Annotated in this window: 14 protein-coding genes; 9 read left to right on the forward strand and 5 right to left on the reverse strand. The window is 54.5% G+C overall.

Translation table 11 applies throughout. The features are described 5' to 3' along the window. The first annotated feature begins 165 nt into the window (after positions 1-165). The 3 genes from AC07WB_RS08870 (at position 166) to AC07WB_RS08880 (ending at position 2,335) form a co-directional block, all read left to right on the forward strand. Entirely contained in the window at positions 166-804 is a 639-nt protein-coding gene (locus AC07WB_RS08870) for an RpiB/LacA/LacB family sugar-phosphate isomerase (protein ID WP_494940346.1), read from the forward strand. Positions 805-948: 144 nt separating this feature from the next. Continuing rightward, the gene (zntB, locus tag AC07WB_RS08875) at positions 949-1,932 is read left to right on the forward strand and encodes a zinc transporter ZntB (protein ID WP_345826755.1); all 984 of its coding nucleotides are present in this window, start codon (positions 949-951) and stop codon (positions 1,930-1,932) included. A gap of 256 nt (positions 1,933-2,188) precedes the next feature. After that, positions 2,189-2,335 (forward strand): hypothetical protein, encoded by a 147-nt coding sequence (locus AC07WB_RS08880; protein ID WP_176519178.1) that lies wholly within the window; start codon positions 2,189-2,191, stop codon positions 2,333-2,335. 58 nt (positions 2,336-2,393) lie between these two features. Here the strand turns inward: AC07WB_RS08880 and ttcA are convergent, their stop codons facing one another. Continuing rightward, on the reverse strand, positions 2,394-3,329 hold the full coding sequence (gene ttcA, locus AC07WB_RS08885; protein ID WP_494940347.1) for a tRNA 2-thiocytidine(32) synthetase TtcA: 936 nt from the start codon (positions 3,327-3,329) through the stop codon (positions 2,394-2,396). Positions 3,330-3,610: 281 nt separating this feature from the next. Between ttcA and AC07WB_RS08890 the strand changes: the two genes are divergently transcribed. Next, positions 3,611-3,811 carry a DUF2767 family protein gene (locus AC07WB_RS08890; RefSeq protein WP_097097417.1) on the forward strand — a complete coding sequence of 67 codons (201 nt, stop codon included), beginning with the start codon at positions 3,611-3,613 and terminating at the stop codon, positions 3,809-3,811. 40 nt (positions 3,812-3,851) lie between these two features. Here the strand turns inward: AC07WB_RS08890 and nifJ are convergent, their stop codons facing one another. Both nifJ and AC07WB_RS08900 read right to left on the reverse strand, forming a co-directional pair. After that, positions 3,852-7,379, reverse strand: coding sequence for a pyruvate:ferredoxin (flavodoxin) oxidoreductase (gene nifJ, locus AC07WB_RS08895; protein WP_494940348.1), 3,528 nt, complete (start codon positions 7,377-7,379; stop codon positions 3,852-3,854). Between the two features lie 138 nt (positions 7,380-7,517). After that, entirely contained in the window at positions 7,518-8,174 is a 657-nt protein-coding gene (locus AC07WB_RS08900) for an MgtC/SapB family protein (RefSeq protein ID WP_097097415.1), read from the reverse strand. A gap of 188 nt (positions 8,175-8,362) precedes the next feature. Here AC07WB_RS08900 and AC07WB_RS08905 point away from each other — a divergent pair, with 188 nt between their 5' ends. Continuing rightward, positions 8,363-8,635: a putative hemolysin gene (locus AC07WB_RS08905; protein ID WP_097097414.1), complete on the forward strand. Its 273-nt coding sequence runs from the start codon at positions 8,363-8,365 to the stop codon at positions 8,633-8,635. Between the two features lie 16 nt (positions 8,636-8,651). On the opposite strand, the gene AC07WB_RS08910 is transcribed toward AC07WB_RS08905, so the two are convergent. Beyond that, on the reverse strand, positions 8,652-9,644 hold the full coding sequence (locus tag AC07WB_RS08910; protein WP_097097714.1) for a 2-hydroxyacid dehydrogenase: 993 nt from the start codon (positions 9,642-9,644) through the stop codon (positions 8,652-8,654). 170 nt (positions 9,645-9,814) lie between these two features. On the opposite strand from AC07WB_RS08910, the gene AC07WB_RS08915 reads away from it, so the two are divergent. The 3 genes from AC07WB_RS08915 to AC07WB_RS08925 are packed head-to-tail and all read left to right on the forward strand — an operon-like array spanning position 9,815 to position 12,947. Beyond that, on the forward strand, positions 9,815-12,433 hold the full coding sequence (locus AC07WB_RS08915) for a YdbH family protein (RefSeq protein WP_494940349.1): 2,619 nt from the start codon (positions 9,815-9,817) through the stop codon (positions 12,431-12,433). Beyond that, entirely contained in the window at positions 12,430-12,615 is a 186-nt protein-coding gene (locus AC07WB_RS08920) for a YnbE family lipoprotein (RefSeq protein ID WP_097097412.1), read from the forward strand. The genes AC07WB_RS08915 and AC07WB_RS08920 overlap by 4 nt, the downstream gene beginning before the upstream one ends. 11 nt (positions 12,616-12,626) lie before the next feature. After that, positions 12,627-12,947 carry a YdbL family probable chaperone protein gene (locus AC07WB_RS08925; protein ID WP_400457073.1) on the forward strand — a complete coding sequence of 107 codons (321 nt, stop codon included), beginning with the start codon at positions 12,627-12,629 and terminating at the stop codon, positions 12,945-12,947. 83 nt (positions 12,948-13,030) lie between these two features. Here AC07WB_RS08925 and azoR read toward each other — a convergent pair whose 3' ends face one another. Further along, on the reverse strand, positions 13,031-13,630 hold the full coding sequence (gene azoR / locus AC07WB_RS08930) for an FMN-dependent NADH-azoreductase (RefSeq protein ID WP_097097410.1): 600 nt from the start codon (positions 13,628-13,630) through the stop codon (positions 13,031-13,033). Positions 13,631-13,862: 232 nt separating this feature from the next. Here azoR and hrpA point away from each other — a divergent pair, with 232 nt between their 5' ends. Then, positions 13,863-17,759 (forward strand): ATP-dependent RNA helicase HrpA, encoded by a 3,897-nt coding sequence (hrpA, locus tag AC07WB_RS08935; RefSeq protein WP_494940350.1) that lies wholly within the window; start codon positions 13,863-13,865, stop codon positions 17,757-17,759. Positions 17,760-17,848 lie beyond the last annotated feature (89 nt).

Consider the following 17,848-nt stretch of genomic DNA (forward strand, 5'->3'; position numbering starts at 1 on the left):
CGTGCCGCCAGCAACATCGCGTTTTGCAGAACAATATGTTCTCGCTCCCTCGATTGCATGATCAGTCTGTGACTTGAATCACAGGCAATAAAGCATTTAAGGGCTGCATTTTACCGCTCACTGATTAAAATGAAACGGTGTTTCAATTTAATTTGAGGATGGATCATGAAAATCGCGTTGATGATGGAAAACAGCCAGGCTGCGAAGAACGCAACGGTGTTGAAGGAGCTTCAGTCGGTGGCACAGCCGCTCGGGCATCAGGTGTTTAACGTTGGCATGAGCGACGAGCAAGATCATCATCTGACATACATTCACCTCGGTATCATGGCCAACGTGCTGCTGAACAGTAAAGCGGTGGACTTTGTCGTGGCCGGTTGCGGCACCGGCCAGGGCGCGCTGATGTCGCTTAACCTGCATCCGGGCGTGGTGTGCGGTTACTGCATCGATCCGGCGGACGCCTATCTGTTTGCGCAAATTAATAACGGTAATGCGCTGTCGCTGCCGTTCGCGAAAGGTTTCGGCTGGGGCGCGGAGCTGAACCTGCGCTTTATCTTCGAAAAAGCTTTCACCGGAGAAAAAGGGCTGGGCTATCCGCCGGAGCGTAAAGCGCCGCAGGTGCGCAATGCCGGCCTATTGAACGAAGTGAAAGCCGCACTGCTGAAACAGAACACGCTGGATGCATTACGCGCCATCGATCCTGAGCTCGTAAAGACGGCGGTAAGCGGTCCGCGCTTGCAGCAGTGCCTGTTTGAACATGGGCAAGACAAGGCGATCGTAGGCCTGGTACGTGAACTGACGCAGTAGTGATGCTCTTAGGGCTGATCAGGTGCGCGCTGATGCGCACCTTTTTTTATGCTCGACTGTCATCTTTGCTCACAGCCTGATGATTGCAACTGCTCTGCGCCGCGCTAGACTGTATCGTATTGATTTTGATAGTGAGGCCAGTTCGTGAACGTCATTGAAGGAAAAGCACTGCAAGTATCTGATGCCATTGTGGCCTGTCAGCTTGATGGCGCAGGTGGCATGATTCCCATCGAAGATAAAGATGTGATTAATTGCGAGCGCCCCTGCTGGCTCCACCTCAATTATACCCAACGCCAAAGCGCAGAATGGCTGCAAAACACGCCGCTCATCCCCGATTCCGTGCGCGATGCGCTGGCAGGTGACAGTATGCGCCCGCGCGTGACGCGCCTCGGCGACGGCTTCATGATTGTGTTGCGTAGCGTTAACCATAACGCCGATTCGCGGCCCGATCAGCTGGTCGCCATGCGCGTGTTTATCAACGACAAGCTGATTGTCTCCACGCGCCGTCGCAAGGTGTACGCCGTCGATGAAGTGTTAACCGATCTCCAAAATGGCAATGGCCCGATTGATGGCGGCAGCTGGCTGGTGGATGTCTGCGATGCGTTGACCGATCACGCCAGTGAATTCATTGAAGAGATACATGACAAAATCATTGCGCTGGAAGATGGCTTGATGAACCAGGAAGTGCCTGCACGCGGTGACCTGGCGTTGATACGCAAGCAGCTGATTGTGATGCGACGCTATATGGCGCCGCAGCGTGATGTGTATGCGCGGCTGGCCATCGAAAAAATGGCGTGGATGAATGATGACGATCGCCGTCGTATGCAAGAAGTTGCGGACCGGTTGGGACGCGGACTCGACGATCTCAATGCCGGCGTGGCGCGTACCTCAATTCTGGCGGATGAAGTCGCTTCGATCCTGGCGGAGTCAATGAACCGCCGCACGTACACCATGTCGCTAATGGCGATGATTTTCCTGCCCGCGACGTTTTTAACCGGCTTATTTGGCGTTAATCTGGGTGGCATTCCCGGCGGTAGCTGGCCGCTGGGTTTCACGGCCTTCTGTGTGCTGCTGCTGATGATGGTTGCAGGTGTTGCGGTATGGCTTAAAAGGCGTAACTGGCTGTAAAACAGAAAAGCGGTTTAAACCTGATCGATATCAATATCTCCCGAGACCAACCGGGGCAAACTCTCTCCCGCAGGTGAATGCAACGTCAAGCGATGGGCGTTGCGCTCCATATTGTCTTACTTCCTTTTTTAGAATTACTGCATAGCACATTTGATTCGTACGACGCCGGCCTATCCGCCGGCTTTTTTTTGCCCGCTTGGCTTGCTCGGCCATCCTTTCCTATGCTTATAAGACATTCAGCAATAAGGAGAAGGGCATGCAACCGATCACCGCTAGCGAACCGATTCCTACCGATCCACCCCCCATTCCCGAACCGATTCCACAACCACAGCCGATTCCACCGGAGCAACCGCCTTACGACCCGGAGTTTCCACCGATTCAAGATCCGCCGCCGCATCGCTAATTGCAAATAAAAAAGGCGCGTTGCCGAAGCGACGCGCCTTTTATCTCTCAAAAAACGCTTACTTAATTTCCAGCACGTCCAGACGTACGCTAAGGCTCGGCGCATCATCTTCTTCAGGCTGCCAGCCCGCAGGCTGCACCGGCAACGTTTCGCGATCAAATGCTAAATCACCGCCATAAACAACGTCATCGCCGTGTTTGATACCTTTGAAATCAAACAGATTGATATCTGCCATATGTGATGGCACCACATTCTGCATGGCGGTAAACATGGTTTCGATGCGGCCTGGATATCGTTTATCCCAGTCGCGCAGCATATCGGCGACCACCTGACGTTGCAGATTTGGCTGCGAGCCGCACAGGTTGCACGGAATGATCGGGAACTGGCGTGCTTCCGCAAAACGAATGATGTCCTTCTCGCGGCAGTAAGCCAGCGGACGAATCACGATATGCTTGCCGTCATCGCTCATCAGCTTGGGCGGCATGCCCTTCATCTTGCCGCCGTAGAACATATTCAGGAACATCGTCTGGAGGATGTCGTCACGATGATGACCTAATGCGATTTTGGTACAGCCCAGCTCGGTGGCAGTGCGGTAAAGAATGCCACGGCGTAAGCGCGAGCAGAGTGAGCAGGTGGTTTTCCCTTCAGGGATTTTATCTTTAACTATCGAATAGGTATCTTCGTTGACGATGTGGTACTCAACGCCCAATTCATCCAGATAGGCTGGCAGGATATGCTCAGGAAATCCCGGCTGTTTCTGATCCAGATTCACCGCTACCAGCGAGAAATTCACCGGTGCGCTCTGCTGCAAATTGCGCAAAATCTCCAGCATGGTATAGCTATCTTTGCCACCAGACAGGCAAACCATGATGCGATCGCCTTCTTCAATCATATTGAAGTCAGCAATGGCTTCACCCACGTTGCGACGTAAACGCTTCTGCAATTTATTGAGGTTGTACTGCTCTTTTTTTGTTACTTCTTGATTTTCTGACATTATTTTCACGCTTAAGAGTGAAGACAAGGACCGTTAGCGGCTGAAGCAAACTTCAGCGGCAATAAACCCTTTTAACATGACTGCGTATGGTACGGATTGCGGGCGCGAATGCTAGCCTGAAGTGATCTCTTTTCTGCGAGTCACGCATTGCACTTGATAGCAAAGCGCACACTTTGCCAGCGCAATCTGTGTGTTTATTGATCTAAGCAAATATTTTCCTCATCCGGCCCTGACAGGATGGCCAAATAGTTTTTTTAGTTTCTTAAGGTGAGGAGTGAAAAATGCAAACGTATGACATGGTGTTTGAAGAAGCATGCCGGCTGGTGGGGCAATGTTATCTGGAGCTGGCACAGCGCGGTGCCGCAACCGAGAAAGAAGTGTTAGCGACTGAGTTACGTAATCTACAAGTGCGTTATCGTGAATTAACCGGCGCACCGAATCGCGCCGTGGAGATGGCAATCGTCCAGCTTAAACCCTGTTAAACCAGCAAAAAGCCCGGCCATCTGCGCCGGGCTTTTCCATTTACTCACTTTTCTCCCTTTTTCCTGCTAACTCCGCCAGCCGTTGATAGCGCTGCTCAGCGGCCTCCGTTGCGTCACGCCATAACTGAGACGCCTCTTCGGGGCGCTGGCTTTGTAATTGGCGGAAGCGCTGTTCGTTCATTAATGCCTGTTCCAGCTCTGAGGTGGGTGGACGAGAATCCAGTGACAGCGCGGCTTTACCTTGTTCCGCTCGGCGCGGATCAAAACGATACAAAGGCCAGAAGCCGCTGGTCGTAAGCAAACGCATTTGCTCATGGCTATAGGCGAGATCGTAGCCATGTTCTTCACACGGGCTATAGGCAATGATCAACGACGGCCCTGGCCAGGCTTCGGCTTCCTGAATCGCTTTCACCGTCTGATTAAGCTGCGCACCCAGTGAGATCTGCGCCACATACACATGCCCATACAGTAGGGTGGACATGCCAAGATCTTTGCGTGCTTTACGTTTGCCTTGCTCGCCAAATTTGGTCACGGCGCCCAGCGGTGTCGCTTTTGATGCCTGACCACCGGTGTTGGAGTAGCACTGTGTATCCAGCACCAGCACGTTTACGTTTTCGCTCAGGCTCATCACATGATCGAGTCCGCCGTAACCAATATCATAGGCCCAGCCATCGCCACCAATCAGCCAAACGGATTTCTCCACTAATGCATCGGCGGTTGCAGTTAATGCTACGGCTGCAGGCTGCGACGATGCGGCGAGCAGGGCGCGCAGTTGGGCAATCTGTTCGCGCCGCCGCGATATGGTGACGTTGTCACCTTTAAGGTCAGCAACTAATCCAGCGGGCAATTCTGGAGCACATTGATCGAGCAACCTGAGTGCGCGCTGTTTTTGCTGATCGACACTCAAACGGAAACCCAAACCAAACTCGGCGTTATCCTCAAAGAGTGAGTTAGCCCACGCCGGACCACGCCCTTCAGCGTTAGTGGTATAGGGCGTGGAGGGCAAGTTGCCGCCATAAATCGAAGAACAACCGGTAGCATTAGCAATTAATAGGCGATCGCCATATAGCTGCGTCAGAAGCTTGATATAAGGCGTTTCACCGCAGCCGGAACAGGCACCGGAATATTCAAACAGCGGGGTAATGAGCTGCGAGGTACGGATATCAATCCTTTCCAGCTGTTCTGCCGTTATCTCAGGAAGTGCGAGGAAGGCAGCGTAATTGTTCTTTTCAGTCTCAACATGCTCCAGCCGTGATTTCATGTTGATGGCTTTAATCTCTGGGTGCTGGCGATCGCTGGCTGGACACACCTCTACGCATAAGTTGCAGCCGGTGCAATCTTCCGGTGCCACCTGCAATACATATTTCTGCCCGCGCATATCGCGCGATTTCACATCAAGGGATGCGAGCGAAGCGGGTGCATCGGCCAGCGCTTCAGGGGCCACCACTTTGGCACGAATGGCCGAATGGGGGCAGGCGGCGACACAATGATTACACTGCGTACACAGATCAGGCTGCCAGATGGGGACCGCTTCGGCGATATTGCGTTTTTCCCACTGCGTAGTGCCGACCGGCCAGGTGCCGTCGGGTGGCAAAGCCGAGACGGGGAGCTTGTCGCCAAGGCCTGCCAGCATTGCGGCAGTCACGGTTTTGACGAAATCGGGTGCGCTATCTGACACCACCGGCGGCCGATGTGGGCTGCGGGTATCAACCGGCTGTAGCGGCACCGCGTGCAATGCCTGTTGAGCTAGCGCCAGCGCCTGCCAGTTGCGCTGCACCAGCGCTTCGCCCTTGCTGCTGTAGCTACGTGCAATCGCGTTTTGCAATTCGCTCAGTGCGCTGTTGCCTGGCAGGATCTGCGTCAGCTGGAAAAAGGCCATCTGCATAACGGTGTTAATGCGTGCGCCCAGTTGGCATTCACGGGCAATGCGCGCAGCGTTAATCACATAAAATTGTGCCTGTTTGTCGTTAAGCTGACTTTGAACTTCCTGTGGCAAACGTGACCACACTTCATCCGCGCGGTAAGGCGTGTTGAGCAGAAAAATCCCGCCGGACTTGAGCTGATCAATCATCGAATACTTATCGATAAATTGCAGCTGATGGCAGCCGATAAAGTCCGCTTGCTGAATCAAATAGGCGGACTGGATGGGATATTCACTGACGCGTAAATGGGATACCGTCAGTCCACCGGCTTTTTTTGAATCGTAAACGAAATAGCCCTGCACGTGCCACGGCGTAGCGTTGCCGATAATCTTCAGATTGTTTTTGCTGGCGCTGACGCTGCCGTCGCTTCCCAGGCCGTAAAACAGCGCCTCAAGTCGCGCGCGGTTAGGCACAATATTGGCTTCCAGCGGCAGGGAAAGGTGAGTGACATCATCGTAAATGCCGACGGTAAAGCGCGCCGGAGGTTGTTCACGCTGTAGCGCACGGAATACGGCCAGGACCGCATCGGGTGCGAACTCTTTCGAAGATAAGCCATAGCGCCCACCACTTACTTTTGGCAGCGATGCACGCTCGCCACGGCTGTAAGCCTCAGCCAGCGCAGTCATCACATCGAGGAACAGCGGCTCACCCAGCGCGCCCGGCTCTTTGGTGCGATCCAGCACGGCAATGCGCTGCGCGGACGCAGGGATCACGCTGAGTAAATGCTTCGCCGAAAACGGGCGATATAAGCGCACTTTCACTAAGCCAACTTTCTCCCCGCGCTGCAGCATCTCATCAATCGCTTCTTCCGCAGTGCCGCAACCAGAACCCATCATGACTATCACGCGTTCGGCCTGTGGATGGCCATAAAACTCAAACGGCTGGTAGTGGCGTCCGGTATTTGCGCCAAATGCTGCCATCGCATCTTCAACGTGTTGGGTGCAATTGTCGTACCAGCGGTTAGTGGCTTCGCGTGCCTGGAAGTAGGTATCGGGATTCGCGGACGTGCCGCGAATGGCAGGACGATCTGGCGTGAGTGCGCGCGCGCGGTGGGCGGCAATGGCGTCAGCGGGCATCAGCGCCCGCAGGGTCTCATCGCTGATCGGTACAATCTTGTTAATCTCATGCGAAGTGCGGAAACCATCAAAAAAGTGGATAAAGGGGATACGGCTGTTAAGCGAGGCAATGTGCGCAATCAAGGCAAAATCCTGCGCTTCCTGCACGCTGGATGCGCAAAGCTGTGCGCAGCCCGTCTGGCGAACGGCCATCACATCGGAATGATCGCCAAAAATAGACAGTGCGTGAGTCGCCACGGTACGCGCTGCAACGTGCAGCACAAACGGCATCAGTTGACCGGCCAGTTTGTACAGCGTTGGGATCATCAGTAGTAATCCCTGCGACGAAGTAAAGGTGGTGGAGAGCGCGCCGGTTTGTAGCGCGCCATGCACGGTGGCAATCGCGCCGCCTTCAGATTGCATCTCGATGACACGCGGTACGTCGCCCCAGACGTTAGGGCGGCCTTCGCCAGACCAGCTATCTGCCAGTTCGGCCATAGTGGAGCTGGGCGTGATGGGATAAATGGCAATCACTTCACTGGTGCGGAAGGCGACCGAAGCCACTGCACCGTTACCGTCGACGGTAATCATAAATCGTCCTTTGCTACGCTGAGAAACCCGCAAAATTTACGGGGGTAATCAATTCAGTCTAGCAAAGTGTCATGAAGCGACTTTTTCATCTGTGTGCTCGTATGCTGTGAACGCACAAGCCTCTAAAATTGATGGTTTTTACATCATCTCCAGCGATTGTACTCCTTTGATTTCCATCACCTTGTCGTAAATATTGTGAATTGGCGATCTGCGTGACAACGTCACCTCAACGCTCAGCTCGCATAAGCCGCTCTCTTCATCGCGATTGACCACTGCTATATGCCCGTAGCGAATGTTTTCGCGCTGTAATACCAACAATACGATTGGCACGCTTTTCGGTTTGAGATGGACCAGCAGCGTGTGATGTCGGCCAATCAGCCAATGGCTGATGCGACGGAAGGTTTCCAGCACGACCAGCGCCAGCACCGTGCCATAAATGCCGATTTCATACATGCCGCTACCGATGACCAGACCAATCGCCGCGGTGACCCATAAACCGGCGGCGGTGGTAAGGCCTTTCACCACTTGTTTCTGAATGATGATGGTGCCTGCGCCGAGAAAGCCCATACCGCTGACTACCTGCGCCGCAATACGGCTGGGATCGAGCGCCACGTGTTCGCTGGCTAACATGTCGGCAAAGCCATATTTCGAAACCAGCATAAACATTGCACTGCCGATACCCACCAGAATGTGGGTGCGTAAACCCGCCTCTTTGGCGCGCAGCTGGCGTTCCAACCCGATCAGGCCACCGAGAATCCCGGCCAGAGCGATACGAATCAACATATCCGTTAGCATTTATCTCTCCTTAGTCATTGAAAAATGGGAATGTCACAGGAATAAAATGGGGTAAATATCCCAATCAGGATAATTCTGCTTGTAAAGCGTGGAAGAAAATTTTGTAAAAAGCTGTGTCACCCCTCGATCCCTTGCTAAGCCTGACATATGCTGGTGCGACTTTTTCGCTCATCCCCGGAGCCCAACCGATGAAAGCCGCTCTCTTCCTGCTGGCCGGAACGACACTGTTACTTTCTGCCTGCAGCAGCAATAGTGATAACGAACCGCCGCAACAAGCTACTGCCGCACACGTACAACCGCGCGTTATTATGTCATCGATGGCTGAAGTGAATTGCAGTAATGCCGGAGGATCGCTGGCGTTTTCCCGTCAGTTAGACGGTTCACGTATCGGTATGTGCCAGCTGGCGAATGGTCGTCGCTGTGACGAACAGGCGCTGATGGGTGGAAATTGCGCCCGCTAACGCAGGCGCAATGCGATTACGCCGTTACCTGATTGGGACTGGTTTCACCGCGCTCTAGCTGTTGTAGGTTACCGAGCGTAGTTTCTGAAATCGCCGTCAACGCTTCGGCCGTCAGGAAGGCCTGATGACCGGTAAAGAGTACGTTGTGGCACGCTGATAAGCGACGGAAAATATCATCCTGAATCACATCATTCGATTTGTCTTCAAAGAACAAATCGCGCTCGTTTTCATACACATCCATGCCTAGCGAACCAATCTTTTGCTGTTTAAGTGCATCAATGGCTGCCTGTGAGTCAATTAACGCACCGCGGCTAGTGTTGATGATCATCACGCCATCCTTCATTTGGCTGAACGCCTGCGCATTGAGCAAGTGATGGTTTTCCGGCGTCAGCGGACAGTGCAGCGTAATCACATCGGATTCGGCAAACAGCGTTTTGAGATCGACATATTCCGCGCCCAGATCGAGCGCCGCCTGGCTTGGATAGGGATCATACGCCAGCAGGCGCATGCCAAAGCCCTTCAGGATGCGCATCGCCGCAATACCGATTTTGCCGGTGCCGACCACGCCTGCGGTTTTGTTATACATGTTGAAGCCGGTTAAGCCATCCAGCGAAAAATTGGCGTCGCGGGTGCGTTGATAAGCGCGATGAATACGGCGATTGAGCGTCATCATCAGGCCAACGGCATGCTCGGCCACCGCTTCTGGCGAATAAGCCGGTACGCGCACCACGTTTAATCCCAGCGCTTTAGCTGCTGCGAGATCGACGTTATTAAAACCGGCACAGCGCAACGCGATATGCTTCACGCCCAGCGTCGCCAACTCTTCCAGCACCTCTTTACTGGCATCATCGTTGACGAAAATGCACACCGCATCGCAGCCAGCGGCATTTTTCGCGGTGGCTGGCGATAACAGGAAGTCAAAGAACTGCAGCTCAAATCCAAAGCTGGCATTGACGTGTTCAAGGTACTTCTGGTCGTAGTGCTTGGTGCTGTAAACCGCAACTTTCATTGTTTCGCTCCTGAAAAATGCTACGTCGGTATCATCAAAGGATAACGTTTTCCGCGGCATTTTGCTGGTCTTCAGCCAGACTATATGGCTGAAAACTTCATTTGCGAGACGTAACATGCCATCATTTGGCTCCTCGTCAGGATTGTGTAAAGAACAGGAAAGTTAACTGCATGACGCGTGGCCTTCGCCGAACACTTGCTGCACTACTGGCGCTGATACTGCTGCTATTAGGATTGCTGCTGACACTCACGCAGTGGCTGCCGCGTCTGGCGGGTATCTGGCTGCCAGAAAATACCCGCGTTGAACTCCACGGCACGCCGCGCTGGCAGCAAGGTGCGCTGCATTTTCCTGCGGTGCGCTATCTGGCGGGCGAGTGCGAGCTGGCGAAAGTAAGCGATGCCGCACTCGGCTGGCAGCACAAGCGCTGGCAGCTTAATGCCGAAGACGTGCAGCTCAACAGCGATTGCCTGCAATCGCTGCCGCAAAATGAGACAAACGGTACGCCGCGTAGCCTGGCCGAGTGGCAGAAGATGTTGCCGGGCGCCGATGTGCACTTGCAAACGATCACCATTTTGCCGTTTCAGCAATATGCTGGTCGTTTTGACCTCACCTTAGATAAAGATGTGCAGCAACTGCACTATCAGGGCGACAATCTTAAGGTTGATGCCCGTTTGCAGGGGCAGCAGATGCATATTGCCCAGCTGCAGCTCACACATCCTTTACTGCCCCAGCCGCTGAATTTACAGGGTGATGTCACCTTGCCAACCTTTGCCGATGGGTTACCCGTCGCTGGCCAACTGCACGCAGCGGTAAATTTGCTGCAATGGCCGCAGCCACTGGCGCTCACGCTTAACTGGCAACAACAGCAAGGGATGCTGGTAGTCAATCAACAGGGCGACGATCACCCGCTTTTGCAGCTGCCATGGCAAGGTGACGATCGCCAAATCCGTATTACGCAAGGTCAATGGCGCTGGCCGCAAGCCGAGCAGCCGCTATCGGGTGGCGTTACATTAACGCTGGAAAACTGGCAACAAGGGCTGGAAAACACCCAGGTCAGCGGACGATTCAATTTGCTGACGCAAGGGCGCGGTGGCAAAGGAAATCTGGTGTTAAGCATCGGCCCTGGCAAACTGAGCCTGACAGAGAGCGCGTTGCCGTTTCAGTTGACGGGGGAGAGTAAGTTCGCCGATCTGCAACTGTATGGCAGCATGCCCGGTTTGCTGCATGGCATGCTGACGGATCCGCAGCTCAGCCTGAAGCAAGGAGCACTGCTTCGTTTGCGCGGTCGTTTACTCTCAACATTGGAAGTGGATGAAGCACGCTGGCCGCTGGCCGGTGTTACCGTAGCCACGCGCGGTATTAATGGTCGCCTGCAGGCGATACTCAAGGCGCACGATCCCAACTTTGGTCGTTTCACGCTGCATCTTGATGGCCGCGCCACGGATTTTTGGCCGGACAGCGGCATATGGAACTGGCGTTATTGGGGAGAGGGCGTGATTGAACCGCTGGCGGCCAACTGGGATGTGAAAGGCACCGGCAGCTGGCAAGACACATTAATCACCCTTAGCACGCTGGATACCGGCTTCGATCAGCTGGCCTATGGCATGGTGCAAGTCGCTAAACCGCGCCTGACGCTCTCTGCACCGGTGCGCTGGCAGCGCGATCCCCAGCATCCCGCCTTTAACGGTGGCTTCACGCTGAAATCCGGCCAAACCCAGTTCAGTTACGGCGGCTGGCTGCCCCCTTCAGAACTCAATTTCGCAGCCAAAGGCAGCGATCCCAGCCAGTTTATCTGGCGCGGTCAGCTGATGGCGGAAGATATCGGCCCGGTACGCGTCCATGGCCGCTGGGATGGGGAACGTTTACGGGGTGAAGCCTGGTGGCCCGCGCAATCGCTGACGGTATTCCAGCCCTTACTCAGCAGCGACCTGAAAATGCGCATTCAGTCAGGTGAATTGCGTGCGCAAGTGGCGTTTTCGGCAGCGAGCGAGCAGGGTTTTGAAGCAGGTGGTCACTGGACGGTAAAAGAGGGCAGCCTGTGGATGCCCGACAGTGAAATCAACGGTATTGATTTCTCGTTACCGTTCCGTTTAAAAGATCATCAGTGGCAGCTTGGCCGACGTGGACCGGTTTCATTACGCATTGCCGAAGTGAAAAACCAGTTTTCACTGCAGAACATTACCGCCGATTTGCAGGGTCACTATCCCTGGCGGGAGCGCCAGCCGCTAACGCTCAGTAATGTGAATCTCGATCTGCTCGGCGGGCACGTGAGCATGCCCGAGCTGCGCATGCCGCAGCATCAGCCCGCGCGCGTCTCGCTCAAAGAGATCAACCTGAGCAAGCTGGTGACGGCGATTAAACCGAAGCAGTTTGCTATGTCAGGCAAGGTTAACGGCGAGTTGCCGCTATGGGTGAACAATCCCCATTGGCTGGTGGAAAAGGGCTGGATCGCCAACAGCGGTCCGCTGACGTTCCGCCTGGATAAAGATATGGCCGATGCCATCGTCAGCAATAACTTTGCCGCCGGTGCGGCGCTGGATTGGCTGCGCTATATGGAGATTTCGCGTTCATGGGCCACGATCGATTTGGATAATCTTGGCAATCTGACGATGCAATCAGAGGTGAAAGGGACCAGTCAGTTCAGTAATCGCCGTCAGTCCGTCAATCTCAACTACCGTCATCAAGAGAATCTATTCCAGCTGTGGCGCAGCCTGCGCTTTGGCGATAATTTGCAATCCTGGGTGGAGCAAAATGCCACCTTACCCTCGAAGAAGGATCCCCAACCATGAGCCTCAGGGCATTACTGGTGCTGGTGCTACTGCCATTGAGCGGTTGCGTCCCGCGTATTGAAGTTGCCGCGCCGAAAGAGCCGATCACCATCAATATGAACGTCAAAATTGAGCATGAAATTCACATCAAGGTGGATAAAGATGTGGAAGCGCTGCTGAAGAATCAAAGCGGGCTGTTTTGAGGAGAAGCATGATGAAACGCAAGGGGATTGCCCTGATTGCCGCGCTGCTGCTCGTGCCATCGGCCTGGGCGCTAACGCTGGATGAAGCGCGTCAGCAAGGGCGCGTTGGGGAAACGCTGAGCGGTTATGTGGCTGCACGCCAGCAGGACGACGAGACGCTCGCGCTGGTCAAGCGTATTAACGATGGACGGATGCAGCAGTATCAACGTGTCGCTCAGCAAAATAATCTCAATACCAGCGAAGTGGCACGCATCGCCGGCGAAAAATTGGTGAACCGCGCGGGCAGCGGCGAGTATGTGCGCGGTATCAATGGCCAGTGGCTGCGTAAATAGAACGTATAAAAAAGCCGGGCACTCAGGCCCGGCGATGATGGCATGATACCCGTTATTGGCGGGTATTTATGGTTTAATACGGATTATGCAGCCACGATCTGTTTGATGGCGTCTTTCGCATCGTTAGCCGCTTTGGTCGCCACTTCTGGACCATAAGCAATGCCTTCCGCGAACACAAAGTTCACGTCAGTGATACCGATAAAGCCAAGGAACAGCTTCACGTAGGGTGTCAGCAGATCGCTGGCGGTGTCTTTATGGATGCCGCCGCGGCTGGAGAGGATCACTGCACGCTTACCGGTGACCAGACCTTCAGGGCCGGCTTCCGTGTAACGGAAAGTCACGCCAGCACGAGCAATCAGGTCAAAGTAGTTTTTCAGCTGCGTTGGAATGTTGAAGTTGTACATCGGTGCCGCGATAACGATGGTGTCATGGGCTTGCAGTTCAGCAATCAGTTCATCGGACAGAGACAGCGCTTCCTGCTGACGCGGAGACAGCGGCGCGTCAGACGGACGCAGTGCGCCAACCAGCTCACCATCCAGTACCGGAATTGGCTGAGCAGCCAGATCGCGAACGGTAACCGAATCACCTTTGCCACGTGCTTCTTCAGCGTAGAAGTCGGCCAGTTGATTTGACTGAGAATAACCAGCCAGAATGCTTGATTTCAGAACTAAAACGTTGCTCATGGTATTTTCCTGTGCGTTACGCGGTTGGCTTACCGCTCAATGCTTTACACTGTACGGAGTAAGCCCGTGCGGTAAAAGCGCAATATTTCGAGCTCGATGTTCGAAATAATTGAATAAGCTCGCACGTCGCGTTCAGGCAGGTTTTCCAGATTGTGCTATGATGCCGACCATTAATTGCTTGAATCCGCCGGGAAAGTGTCCGGTTTGCTGCAACAATAGGTAACTCATCGCTATGTCATCACCCGCACCCACTTCTTTAGCCTCCCTTTGGACGCGGCTCGATAATCTGATGCTGCGTGATGGTCAACGCCTGCGCCGACGTTTGCAAGGTGCGGCGAAGGTAAAAAATCCTGACGCACAGCGGGGCATTGTGGCTGAACTTGAGCCAGAATTTGCCGCTGCCGAGCAGCGTATTGCCCAGCGCACCGCCGCTACGCCGCGCATTACCTTTCCGGAAAACCTGCCGGTCAGTCAGAAACAGCAGGATATTGCCGATGCCATCCGTGAGCATCAGGTAGTGATCGTTGCCGGTGAAACCGGATCGGGTAAAACCACCCAGCTGCCAAAAATTTGTCTGGCGCTCGGTCGCGGCGTAAAAGGGCTGATTGGTCATACTCAGCCGCGTCGTCTGGCGGCACGCACCGTGGCCAATCGCATCGCGGACGAACTGGAAACGTCACTCGGTGGCACCATCGGTTACAAGGTGCGCTTTAACGATCAGGTGAGCGAAACCACTCAGGTTAAGCTGATGACTGACGGTATTTTGCTGGCGGAGATCCAGCAGGATCGCCTGTTGCTGCAATATGACACCATCATTATTGATGAAGCGCACGAACGTAGCCTGAACATCGATTTCCTGCTCGGCTATCTGCGTGAACTGCTGCCGCGTCGTCCCGATTTAAAGGTGATCATCACCTCGGCGACCATCGATCCGCAGCGTTTCTCACGTCACTTCCACAATGCGCCGGTGATTGAAGTTTCTGGACGTACCTATCCGGTAGAGGTGCGCTATCGCCCGATGGTGGAAGACGCTGAGGACACCGATCGCGATCAGCTGCAGGCCATTTTTGATGCGGTGGATGAGCTGGGTCAGGAGAGTCGCGGCGATATCCTGATCTTCATGAGCGGCGAGCGTGAAATTCGTGATACCGCCGATGCGCTGATGAAGCGCGATATCCCGCACACCGAGATTCTGCCGCTGTATGCGCGTTTATCGAATGCCGAGCAAAACCGCGTGTTCCAGTCGCACAGCGGTCGTCGTATTGTGTTGGCCACTAACGTGGCGGAAACCTCGCTGACCGTGCCTGGCATCAAATATGTTATCGATCCCGGCACTGCGCGTATCAGCCGCTACAGCTTCCGCACCAAAGTGCAGCGCCTGCCGATTGAGCCGATTTCCCAGGCCTCCGCCAACCAGCGAAAAGGCCGCTGCGGACGCGTGTCCGAAGGGATCTGTATTCGTCTCTACTCGGAGGATGATTTCCTTAGCCGCCCGGAATTTACCGATCCGGAAATTCTGCGCACCAACCTCGCATCGGTCATTCTGCAGATGACGGCGCTGGGGCTGGGTGATATTGCCGCCTTCCCATTTGTGGAAGCGCCGGATAAACGCAACATTCAGGATGGCGTGCGCCTGCTGGAAGAGCTCGGTGCCATCACCTTAAGTGAAGACGAAACCTATAAGCTGACGCCTTCGGGTCGCCAGCTGGCACAACTGCCGGTCGATCCGCGCCTGGCGCGCATGGTGTTGGAAGCACAGAAATTTGGCTGCGTGCGTGAAGCGATGATCATCACCGCCGCGCTGTCGATACAGGATCCGCGCGAGCGTCCATCCGACAAACAGCAGGCCTCTGATGAGAAACATCGCCGCTTTGCCGATAAAGAGTCTGATTTCCTTGCCTTCGTGAACCTGTGGAATTACCTGCAGGAGCAGCAAAAAGCGCTCTCCAGCAATCACTTCCGCCGCCTGTGTAAAACCGAATTCCTTAACTATTTGCGCGTGCGCGAATGGCAGGATATCTACACTCAGCTGCGTCAGGTGGTGCGGGAACAAGGCATGCCGGTCAATAGCGAACCCGCGCCTTATCGCGAAGTGCACTGTGCTTTGCTCACCGGCTTGCTGTCGCACATTGGTCAGAAAGACAATGAGAAACAGGAATTTACTGGCGCTCGCAACGCGCGCTTCTCCATCTTCCCGGGTTCCGGTCTGTTTAAGAAGCCGCCGAAGTGGACCATGGTGGCGGAACTGGTGGAAACCAGCCGCTTGTGGGGGCGCGTTGCCGCGCGTATCGATCCCGAGTGGATCGAGCCGCTGGCGCAGCATCTGATCAAGCGCAGCTACAGTGAACCGCACTGGGAAAAAGCGCAGGGCGCGGTCATGGCGACGGAGAAAGTGACGCTCTATGGCCTGGCGATTGTGCAGGCGCGCAAGGTTAACTACAGCCGTATCGATCCGCAGCTGAGCCGCGAGTTGTTTATCCGTCATGCGCTGGTGGAAGGCGATTGGCATACGCGCCATGCGTTCTTCCGCAATAACCTGAAACTGCGTAACGAAATTGAAGATCTTGAGCACAAATCACGCCGTCGTGACATCCTGGTTGATGACGAAACGCTGTTCGCTTTCTACGATCGTCGCATTGGCAGCGAGGTGGTATCGGCGCGCCATTTCGATAGCTGGTGGAAACAGGCCAGCAAAGAGAATCCGGATCTGCTGAGCTTTGATAAGCAAATGCTGATCAAGGACGGTGCGGATAAAGTCAGCCAGCTCGATTACCCCAACTTCTGGCATCAGGGCAACCTGAAGCTCAAACTGAGCTACCAGTTTGAGCCGGGCGCGGATGCCGATGGCGTGACGGTGCACATTCCGCTGCCGCTGTTGAACCAAATTGAAGACACGGATTTTGAATGGCAGATTCCGGGCGTGCGCCGTGAACTGGTGATTGCGCTGATTAAATCGTTGCCGAAACCGGTGCGCCGTAATCTGGTACCCGCGCCCAACTACGCTGAAGCATTCCTCGGCCGCGTTACCGCGATGGAGCAGCCGCTACTGGATGCGCTGGAGCGTGAATTCCGCCGCATGACCGGCGTCACCATCGACCGCGACGCCTGGCAGTGGGATCAGGTGCCCGAGCACCTGAAAATGACGTTCCGTATCGTTGACGAACATAATCGCAAGCTGCAGGAAGGTAAAAATCTGCATCAGCTCAAGCTGTTGCTGAAGGGCAAAGTGCAAGAAACGCTGTCGAAAGTGGCGGACGATGGCTTAGAGCAGAGCGGTTTGCATATCTGGAGCTTTGGCGACTTACCGCAAAGTTATGAGCAGAAGCGCGGTAGCTATCAGGTTAAAGCCTGGCCTGCGCTGGTCGATGAGAAAGACAGCGTGGCGATCCGCCTGTTTGATAGCGAAGCAGAGCAGCAAAAAATGATGTGGCGCGGTCAGCGTCGTCTGCTGCTGCTGAACATCCCATCACCAACGAAATATTTGCACGAAAAGCTGCCGAACAAAGCCAAGCTTGGTTTGTACTTCAACCCGTATGGCAAAGTGCTGGAGCTGATTGATGACTGCATCGCCTGCGGCGTGGATAAGCTGATGGCGGAGGCAGGCGGTCCGGCGTGGCAGCAGGAGAATTTTGAGCAGCTGCGCGACAAAGTGCGCGCTGAACTGAATGAAACCGTTGTCACTATCGCCAAACAGGTTGAGCAGATTCTGACGTGCGTATTCAATATCAATAAGTTCCTGAAAGGACGTGTGGATATGTCGCTGGCGCTGGCGCTGGGCGATATCAAAGCGCAGATGAATGGTTTGGTCTACCGCGGTTTTGTGACCGGCAACGGCTGGTCGCATCTGAGCGATACGCTACGTTATTTGCAGGGTATTGAGCGACGCCTGGAGAAACTGCCGGTTGATCCGCATAGCGACCGCGCACGGATGTTGAAAGTGCAGGCCGTGGAACAAGCATGGCAGATTTGGCGCAATAAATTGCCACCGCAGCGTCAGGATGATGCCGAAGTGCAGGCGATTCGCTGGATGCTGGAAGAGTTAAGGATTAGCTATTTCGCGCAGCAGCTGGGTACGCCTTATCCGATTTCGGAAAAGCGTATTTTGCAGGCGATGGAGCAGCTGAGTTAAGCGATTCGCATGTGAGGTGGTCGCCATGAATGGCGACCCTACAATGCGGGCATCAATATCACATTAAGGAGAAAAAGGTGGGCAGTGGA

The sequence above is a fragment of the Pantoea sp. GW821-FHT03E06 genome (genome assembly GCF_059420725.1).